Below are 6,257 nucleotides of genomic sequence, written 5' to 3'. Positions count from 1 at the left end.
GTTCTCGAACTTGTCTTCAAGCTCGATTTCCTTGGCGACGGTAACGCCGTCCTTGGTGATGCGCGGGGCGCCGAACGACTTGTCGATGACGACGTTGCGGCCCTTGGGGCCGAGCGTGACTTTCACCGCGTCGGCGAGGATGTTGACGCCGCGCAGCATGCGCTCGCGGGCATCACGGGAGAATTTTACGTCTTTGGCAGCCATTTTTAGCTCCTGGCAGGGGCTTTGATCGAGCCCGGGAATTCAGTTGACGGGGAAAGGCCTGATATCAGCCGATGATGCCCATGATGTCGGATTCCTTCATGATCAGAAGGTCTTCGCCATTGAGCTTGACTTCGGTGCCCGACCACTTGCCGAACAGGATGCGGTCGCCGGCCTTGACGTCCAGTGGGACCAGCTTGCCAGCTTCGTCACGGGCGCCGGAGCCGACAGCGATGATCTCGCCTTCCTGCGGCTTTTCCTTTGCCGTGTCGGGGATGATGATCCCGCCAGCGGTCTTGGATTCGGATTCGACCCGGCGAACGACCACGCGGTCATGAAGCGGGCGGAACTTCGACTTTGCCATTTTTTCTTCCTCGATGAGAACGGTGAGAAACAGTTCCTCCATCCGGCGGCGCCGGACATGTGGTTAGCACTCACCAAAGGCGAGTGCTAACGTGGCGCTGAAATAGGCTGGCGGCGCGCCGGAGTCAAGGCGCTCGGAGCGCCTCTTGGCGGCATGATGATGAACTTACCGGTGCCTGGCCGAACCGAGTACCAGAAGCGGGCACCGTTCGGCCAGCGGATAGCTGCCGCTCGGCACGACGCGCACCTCGCCGAACCAGTTGGCGGCCTCTTCGATCAGCGTGGCCAGCGTCGCGAAACTGTAGCCTATGTCCGAGCCGGCATAGACGTCGATCGTGTTGATCGAGCTCATGCTCCACCCCGTCCTTGCGGCAAGAGCTTCGCGGTCTGGGAACAGTCTGCCGAACGTATCGCGGATCGCTGCCACCTTGATGGCGAAATCGGGGTCGTTCGTCGTGGACGCCATCGCGATCCGCCATTTGAGCGCGTGGAAATTCTCGACCCCGCCGGCCAGAACCAGAGCTTCGACGCCGCGCAGATCATCTGCCGTTTCCGGTCGTGCGAAGACGCGGATCGCTGCGCGCCTGCCAGGCTTCAGTACCCTGGCGACCTCGCCAAACAACGAACTGCGCGCCGCCTGGGAATCGACCGCCGACAGGCATCCGTCGCCGATGACGGCGTCGATGCTTGCGTGATCCACGGGCAGGTTAAGCCAGTTGCCGGCGATTGCCCTTCGCGAGCCGTCATCGCCGGCCCATACGCCGGAAATCATGGCCGCCGACTGGTCGACCGCCAACATCGACTTGCCCAGAATTGCCAATTCCGGGGTCACCCCCAAGAGGAGGACATCGGCATTTCCGAGATCAAGTTCGCGATCGAATATAGCGACGGTTTCCGCTGTTGGCCGGAGCGGCGCTTCCAGAAGTTTCCAATGGCGGTGGTAATCGTCCCAATGATTTGTCATGCAATTTATTGGCCCCTGGACGCCTGGATTTGGATACCCGCCGGGGCTTAATAGAGGTCGTCGGACAAGCCAAGACATTTCAAGAATTTACAGACAGTCCAAGAGGTAGATAGTGGCGCGCATCGTTGTGATAACGCACGAGCATGACAGGTTCCTGGGCAGGCGCGACATCCTGCTGCGCAGGAGCAGCCCATACATGCTGTTCGACATTCTTGCGGAATTGAAAAGGCGCGGCCACTCGGTTCAGGTTCAGCAAGGCCTGTCGAAGCCGGTCAGCGCCGATATGGCGGTATTGCATGTCGATGCCACGGTGACGCCCACGGACTATGTCGACTACGCCCGGAGTTTTGCCTTCTGCCTCAACATCGGCGCCGCCGACATCTCCAAGCGGCGGATCAGCGGCGCATTGGTCGACAGAACCGACAGCTGGCAAGGTCAGGTGATCGTCAAAAGCAATCTCAACAATCGGGGTATTCCGGAGACGCTCCTCAACCGGCGATCCGAGCGTGCCGGGAAACAGCAGCCGTTTCCGCGCTTGCCAGCCTTGCATCCTTATGAGGTCCATGGATCTCTCGGCGACGTTCCAGATGGCGTCTTTGATTGCGACGATCTCGTCGTGGAAAAGTTCATTCCGGAGAGAGAACCCGACGGTTTTGCTGTTCGTTTCTGGGTGTTTTGCGGAGAGCGCGAGCGCTGCACCCGCTACGTCTCCCCGAACGGCCTGGTCAAGGCATCGGAGACGATCCGGCGCGAGCCTGTCCCGGTGCCCGACGAATTGCGTGAGCGTCGGCGTGAACTCGGCTTTGACTATGGAAAATTCGATTTCGTCATGCATGAGGGGAGGGCCGTTCTCCTCGACGCAAACAAGACTCCCGGCCGTCCGCAAAATCTCGTCAAGATGTTCGCGGCCGGCGCTTCCGATCTGACTCACGGCTTCGAAGGCCTCATCCATCGGGCGAAATAGGCGCGGCTGAGATCGCCGCGGCCGCCCTATAAAAACAGTCGCAGCTGCGTGTGAATGATAGACCGGTAATCCTCGATGGTCTGGCGGCTTTCCGCTTCGCCCTCGGCGAGCGCCAGGCGCACCACGCCGCCGGCGAGCTGGAAGATCAGCAGGACCATGCGTTCGAACTGCTCGCGCCTCTCGGGCTCGAGCAAGGCGATGACGTGGTCGCAGAACATTTTGGCCTGATGTCGGGTTTCGGCGATGTCGAGGTTTTTGAGCGCCTTGTCGGCCTGGATTGCGTTCTGCAGATCCTGGATGGCCGGATCGCCGGCGACACGGCTGAGATAATCATCGAGCAGCCGGTCAGCGGCCACGATCACGTCGTTCGCGTCGCGGATTTCGGCGATGATCGTCGTCAGCCGTGCCCGGCTGACCTCTGAAAACCGCTCATAGAGCATCGCCAGGATCGCCGATTTGTTGGGAAAATAGTGGTAGACGGTGGCGATCGGCCCGCCCGCCAGCATGCCGACTTCCTTCATGGTGACGGCGTCGATACCCTTTTCTCCGATCAGCCGCATGGTCGTCGACAGGATCGCGTCGATGCGCTCGCGGCTGCGTTCCTGCTTGGGCCTGCGCCTCGGCTCGGTCGCCATTCTCTTCAATTCCGTCATGCACCGATCTTTCGCACGGCTTCCCAAATTCCGGTTGACAAGAAATATGATCAAGTATCAGTTTCTGAAATACTGACAGGTTGTCAGCTTTTTTGCCGCACGGCAAGGACGTTGGGAGGCGCCTTTGGCTTCGACAGATACCGGCCACGCAGGCAGTGGCGACTGGCTGGTCGGCAATCCGACCGGCTGGCAGCTCGCCTCGGCCTTGTGGATCGGTTCGGTCGGCCTGCTCATCCTCGGCCTGCAGCCGGTGCTGCTCGGAGCTCTCTACACCGAAGGCCATGTCAGCGGCGACGAACTGGCGCTGGTCGCCACAGCCGAGATGATCGCTATTGCCATCGGTTCGGCTGTCGTGGCGATGCTGCTTTCGGCGCACCACATGCGCTGGAAAAGTGCCGTCCTTCTGCTGCTGCTGGCGCTGGTCAATGTGTGGACGGCCTATGCCGCGAGCACCAGCACGCTGATTGCGGCCCGCGCCCTGGCTGGGCTCGCCGAGGGCGGTCTGGTCGCCATCGCCACCGAACTGATCGCCCGCTCGCGGCGCGCCGAGCGCATCGGCGGCTATTTCGTCACCATGCAGACGCTGGCGCAATGCGCGCTCGCCCTGTTGCTGACGCTCTATGTCATCCCGGCCGCAGGGTCGGCGGGCGGCTTCATCGTTCTTGCCGTCGTCTGCGTCGTGTCGCTGGTGGTCGCCTTCACTGTTCCCGGTGACTATGCCGACCTGCCCAAGGAGGAGAACCTGGTCAATGTGCTGACGCTTCCCTCGACGACCGCGCTGCTGTCCGTCTTCTGCTATTTCATGTTCTTCGGCGCGGTCTGGGCCTTTCTGGAACCGCTTGGCGCACAGTATGGCATCGATGGCCGCACCGTCGGCCTGATCGTCTCGGCCAGCCTCGCCGTGCAGGTCCTGGGTGCTATGACGGCCACCGTGTTCGAGGCGCGCATCGATTATCGCCTTGCCATCGCGGCGATCGGCGTCGTCGCGCTTGTCAGCTCCCTGGTTCTCGCCAGTAGCCCTGGCCTGACGACGTTCTGGGTCGCTGCCTTGGCCATGGGCTTTATCCTGCTGTTCATCGTGCCCTACCAGATCCGTCTGGCGATCACCGCCGACGAGACGCGCACCGCCGTGCTGCTGGTGCCGGCAGCCCAACTTTTCGGCCTGGCGATCGGGCCGATCGCGGCGTCGCTGCTCATCGATGGCAAGGATTTCCGGCCAGTTCCGGAATTCGCCGCCGCCAGCGCGGTCGCCAGCGTGGCGCTGCTCGGTCTCTTCGTCCTTGTGTCGCGTCACCGTCGTGCGGTTGCCTGAGCGGGGAGGTGGCATGTCTAACATTTGGAGCAACTGGTCGGGCTTTGTAAGCGCCGAGCCCAAGCTGATCGCCAGCCCCGGCGATGCCGGTGAACTCGGTGATCTCGTCCGGACCGCGCCTGGCCCGGTGCGCGTCGCCGGTGCCGGTCATTCCTTCACGCCGCTGGTGAAATCGCAAGGCACGATCCTGTCCCTGGAGAGGCTGGAAGGGCTGGTCTCGCACGACGCCGAAACACATCAGGCGCGGGTGCGGGCAGGGACCCGGCTCGGCCCGCTGATGCACATCCTGCAAGGCATTGGCCAGGGCCTGCCCAACATGGGCGACATCGACCGCCAGGCGATTGGCGGCGCGCTGGGTACCGCTACGCACGGCTCGGGGCCGACGCTCGGCGCCTATCACACGCAGCTGGAGACGGTGCAGATCGTCGACGGGCTCGGCAAGGTCCGCGACTTCAAGCGGGCAGGGGATCAGGACATGATCCATGCCATGGGCGTCGCGCTCGGCGCTTTCGGCGTGCTCACCGAAGTGACGCTGAACAACATCGCGACCTACCGGTTGCGCCGCCGCAAATATGTGCTGCCGATCACTGAGATGCTGCGCGACTTCGAGGCAATGATGGCCGCGCATCGCTCGGCCGAATTCTACTACATTCCGTTCTCCGGCTATGCGCAGTTCATCGCCAGCGATTTCAGCGACGCCGCACCCACCGCACGGCCGCCGGAAGAGGACGAGGCGGGTTTGAGGACGCTGCGTCGGCTGCGCACCTCACTTGCCTGGCTGCCATCGCTGCGTGGCCGCCTGATCCGTTCGGCGGCCGCCAGATTTCCCGCCGAGGACTACGTGCAGGACTGGCTCAACGTCTATGCCAGCGACCGGCAGACCAAGTTCAACGAGATGGAATATCATTTGCCGTTCGAGGAGGGGCCGAAGGCGCTGGCCGAGATCATCGAGCTGACCGAGAAGCGCTTTCCCGAGGTCTATTTCCCGATGGAGGTGCGCTCGGTCGCGCCGGACCAGTTCTGGCTTTCGCCATTCTACAACAGGCTGACCTGCTCCATCGCCATCCACCATGATGCAGCGAACGATCCTCTGCCGTTCATGCGGGCGGCGGAGCCGATCTTCCGCAGATATGGCGGCCGGCCGCATTGGGGCAAGATGCACAGCCTGAAAGCGGCGGATCTGAAAAAGCTCTACCCGCGCTGGGACGACGCCATGGCGGTGCGCCGCGACGTCGATCCGCAAAACCGCTTCGTCTCGCCCTATATGGCCGGCTTGTTCGGCATCGAATGATGAGCACCTATTTTTCCACCCTCTCGGATGCGCTGAAGACCGCCGGCATCTTCCAGCCCTGCCTGCTGCTCGATCGCGACCGGCTGGACGGCAATATTGCCCTGGTGAAGGGCAGACTCGATCCCGGGCTGGCCGTGCGGCTGGTCGACAAATCGCTCGCCTGCATGCCGCTGCTTGCGTATATCGCCAAGGCGCTTGGCAGTGAGCGCTTCATGACCTTCCACCCGCCGATCAGCGAGGCGGTGCTGAAGGCGTTCCCGGATGCCGATCTGCTCTACGGCAAGCCGATGCCGATCGGCGCGGCAAGGGCGGCGCTGGTGAAAGCCGATACCGACTGGTCGCGCGTCTGCTGGCTGATCGACAGCGAGGAAAGACTGGCGGAATATGGCGCGCTGGCAGACGAACTCGGCATCGGCCTGCGCATCGCTTTCGAGATCGATGTCGGGCTGCATCGCGGCGGGTTCGCCAATCCTGAGGCCTTGTCGAAGGCGTTGAGCGCGTTGCCGGCC

Annotated in this window: 8 protein-coding genes; 4 read left to right on the top strand and 4 right to left on the bottom strand. The window is 62.6% G+C overall.

Annotation, left to right across the window (positions count from 1 at the left end; translation table 11 throughout):
- The 3 genes from EN749_RS28320 to EN749_RS28310 form a co-directional block, all read right to left on the bottom strand.
- A partial coding sequence (locus EN749_RS28320) for a TCP-1/cpn60 chaperonin family protein (RefSeq protein ID WP_281061927.1) occupies positions 1-204 on the bottom strand: 204 nt, incomplete at its 3' end.
- A gap of 64 nt (positions 205-268) precedes the next feature.
- Complete coding sequence (gene groES, locus EN749_RS28315; protein ID WP_006203049.1) at positions 269-565, bottom strand: co-chaperone GroES; 297 nt, start codon at positions 563-565, stop codon at positions 269-271.
- Positions 566-730: 165 nt separating this feature from the next.
- Positions 731-1,528 (bottom strand): class I SAM-dependent methyltransferase, encoded by a 798-nt coding sequence (locus tag EN749_RS28310; RefSeq protein ID WP_128364396.1) that lies wholly within the window; start codon positions 1,526-1,528, stop codon positions 731-733.
- 112 nt (positions 1,529-1,640) lie between these two features.
- Between EN749_RS28310 and EN749_RS28305 the strand changes: the two genes are divergently transcribed.
- Positions 1,641-2,492, top strand: coding sequence for a hypothetical protein (locus EN749_RS28305; protein WP_127381483.1), 852 nt, complete (start codon positions 1,641-1,643; stop codon positions 2,490-2,492).
- Positions 2,493-2,518: 26 nt separating this feature from the next.
- On the opposite strand, the gene EN749_RS28300 is transcribed toward EN749_RS28305, so the two are convergent.
- On the bottom strand, positions 2,519-3,145 hold the full coding sequence (locus EN749_RS28300) for a TetR/AcrR family transcriptional regulator (protein ID WP_189367763.1): 627 nt from the start codon (positions 3,143-3,145) through the stop codon (positions 2,519-2,521).
- Between the two features lie 124 nt (positions 3,146-3,269).
- Here EN749_RS28300 and EN749_RS28295 point away from each other — a divergent pair, with 124 nt between their 5' ends.
- From EN749_RS28295 to EN749_RS28285, 3 genes are all read left to right on the top strand, one after another.
- Entirely contained in the window at positions 3,270-4,457 is a 1,188-nt protein-coding gene (locus EN749_RS28295) for an MFS transporter (protein WP_128364395.1), read from the top strand.
- 13 nt (positions 4,458-4,470) lie between these two features.
- On the top strand, positions 4,471-5,748 hold the full coding sequence (locus tag EN749_RS28290) for a D-arabinono-1,4-lactone oxidase (RefSeq protein WP_128364394.1): 1,278 nt from the start codon (positions 4,471-4,473) through the stop codon (positions 5,746-5,748).
- A partial coding sequence (locus tag EN749_RS28285) for an alanine racemase (protein WP_189367761.1) occupies positions 5,748-6,257 on the top strand: 510 nt, incomplete at its 3' end. The genes EN749_RS28290 and EN749_RS28285, both read left to right, overlap by 1 nt.

Source organism: Mesorhizobium sp. M7A.F.Ca.ET.027.02.1.1 (assembly GCF_004022985.1).
Classification (GTDB): Bacteria; Pseudomonadota; Alphaproteobacteria; order Rhizobiales; family Rhizobiaceae; genus Mesorhizobium.
The sequence above is the reverse complement of the archived record's forward strand: the minus strand, read 5'-3'. Positions and strand labels throughout refer to the sequence as shown.